Origin of the sequence: Deinococcus rhizophilus (assembly GCF_030271215.1) — a bacterium.
Classification (GTDB): domain Bacteria; phylum Deinococcota; class Deinococci; order Deinococcales; family Deinococcaceae; genus Deinococcus; species Deinococcus rhizophilus.
Genome location: NZ_JASNGB010000281.1, coordinates 1 through 2,207, shown reverse-complemented (window position 1 = coordinate 2,207; position 2,207 = coordinate 1). Strand labels below are relative to the sequence as shown.

2 protein-coding genes and 1 pseudogene are annotated in these 2,207 nt (G+C 73.6%); all 3 read left to right on the top strand.

Features of this window, described 5'->3' with window-relative positions:
• Positions 1-241: pseudogene (gene purH / locus QOL99_RS16570) on the top strand (bifunctional phosphoribosylaminoimidazolecarboxamide formyltransferase/IMP cyclohydrolase); the annotation flags it as partial.
• 10 nt (positions 242-251) lie between these two features.
• Positions 252-1,106 (top strand): bifunctional 5,10-methylenetetrahydrofolate dehydrogenase/5,10-methenyltetrahydrofolate cyclohydrolase, encoded by an 855-nt coding sequence (locus QOL99_RS16565; protein ID WP_285525437.1) that lies wholly within the window; start codon positions 252-254, stop codon positions 1,104-1,106.
• 56 nt (positions 1,107-1,162) lie between these two features.
• Positions 1,163-2,207, top strand: a 1,045-nt coding sequence (locus QOL99_RS16560; protein ID WP_285525436.1) for a glycosyltransferase family 4 protein, incomplete at its 3' end; no start/stop codon positions are given.

Here is a 2,207-nt window from a genome sequence, read left to right as displayed (position 1 = left end):
GGTCAGCCGCATCTGGGCCGCCGAGCGGGCCGTCGCCAACGCGGGCGAGCGGGCACGCGGCGCGGTGCTCGCCTCCGAGGCCTTCTTCCCCTTCGACGACGTGGTGCGGCTGGCGGCGGAATCGGGCGTCACGGCCATCCTCCAGCCTGGCGGGGCCAAGCGCGACCCGGAAGTGATCGCGGCGGCAAACGCCCTGGGCCTGAGCATGGTCTTCACCGGCTCGCGGCATTTCCGGCACTAGGGGAGAGGCGATGACGACTTCTCTCCTGGGAAAACCCCTCGCGGGGCGGGTGACCCGCGAGGTGCGGGCGGCCCTCGCCGGGTGGGACTTCCAGCCGCACCTCGTCTCGGTGCTCGCCTCCCACGACGAGGCTTCGGCGGTCTATGTCCACAGCAAGGAGCGGCAGGCCCGGAAGCTCGGCGTCCAGTTCCGCGTGCGTGACCTGGGCGCGGGGGCGACCCAGGCCGAGCTGGAGGCCGAATTGCGCGACCTCTCCGCCGACCCGCAGGTGCACGGCATCGTCCTGGAACTGCCGCTGGCGCCGGGACTGGACGCCGACGCCGCCCTGCTGCATATCGCCCCCCGCAAGGACGTGGAGGGCCTGACCCCCGCCAACCTTGCCCTGATCGCGGCGGGCCGCGAGGCCGAGGCCCTGCTGCCCCCCACCCCGCGCAGCGTGCGCTTTCTGCTGCGCGAGGCGCTGGGCGACGATCTGCGGGGGCGGCGGGTCGCCGTGATCGGGCCGGGGCGCACGGTGGGGCGGCCCCTGACCTTCATGCTGAACAACCGCGGAGCCACCGTGACCCTATGCAACGAGCACACGGGCGACCTCACCGGGGTCCTGCGCGATCAGGACGCGGTGGTCGTCGCCGTGGGGCACGCGGACCTGCTGCGCCCGGAGCATGTGCAGCCGCACCACGTCGTCGTGGACGCGGGCATCAACGTGCCCCAGGAGGGGGAAGGGGTGGTGGGCGACGCCCGGCCGGACCTTCCCGTGCGGGCGCAGACCCCGGTGCCGGGCGGCGTCGGGCCGCTGACGGGTGCGCTGATGTTCCAGAACCTCGTGAGGGCGGTCCGGCTCCAGCGCGGGGAGGCGGTGGAGTAGGAGCCGGGCCGTCCAGTCCCGTGCCCCCGCGCCCCCGCTTGCTCTAGCCTGCGCGAATGCGTTCGTCGGCTCCCTCCACCACCCCCGCCCCCACCGTTCCTTCCCCCCGCACCCACATCGCCTTCATGACCGACGCGCCGCGCGTGGCGGGCAGCGAGGTCTGGCTGCTCGACCTGCTGCCGATGCTGCAGGCACGGGGCCTGCGCACGACGATGTTCCTGAGCCTGGAGCCCCGGCTCGACGAACTCGTGCGCCGCTTCGGGGAGGCGGGCGTGGCTGTGCACCGGTACGGGGCGCTGGAGGAGCTGCCCGAACTGACCCGCGACTTCGACCTGCGCGTCCTGCAGATGTGGTACCGCCACCACTACAGCGAGCTGCTGCCGCGCCTCCGGGGGCCGCGCTGGGTGGTCAGCCACGACCAGATGGAGTTCCACTACCCCCAGCCCCTGCGCTTCACCCACCGCGAGGCTTACCCCTGGACCAAGGCCGGACCCTTCCGGCAGGCCGACCGGATTCTGACGGTCTCCGAGTGGGCCGGGGACTTCGTGCGGCGGCAGATGCGGCTCCCCGACGTGCGCGTGCTGCACAACGGCGTGGACCCCGAGCGGTATCGCCCCGCCCACGATGAGGCCGAGCGGGGGGCGCTGCGCGAGGCACACGGCTTCGGGCGCTTCACCGTCCTCGTGCCAGGCCGCTTCGCTCCCGAGAAGAACCAGATGACGGCCCTGCTCGCGGCGCGGGCGGCCCCTGACCTCGACTTCGTCTTTACCGGGGACATGGACTCGCCGCTGGGGAACCTCGTGCAGGGGGCAGCGCGGCGGGGCCGGATCACCAATGCGCGGTTCCTGGGGCGCCGCTGGGACATGCCCGACCTCTACCGCGCGGCCGACGCCCTGCTGCAACCCACCCTGGCGGAGAACCAGTCGCTGGTCACGCTGGAGGCGATGGCCTCGGCCCTTCCGGTCGTGACGACGCCCATTCCGGCGCAGGCCGAACTCGTGCAGGACGGGGTGTCGGGCCTGCTGGTCGGGCCCCGGCCCGGCCTGCTCGCCACGGCGCTGGGTGCCCTGGCCGCCCGCCCCCACCGCGCCCGCGAGTTCG

What these genes read in the sequence shown, in the direction of transcription:
- QOL99_RS16565 (WP_285525437.1), top strand. Translation starts at nt 252, where the DNA reads ATGACGACTTCTCTCCTGGGAAAACCCCTCGCGGGGCGGGTGACCCGC.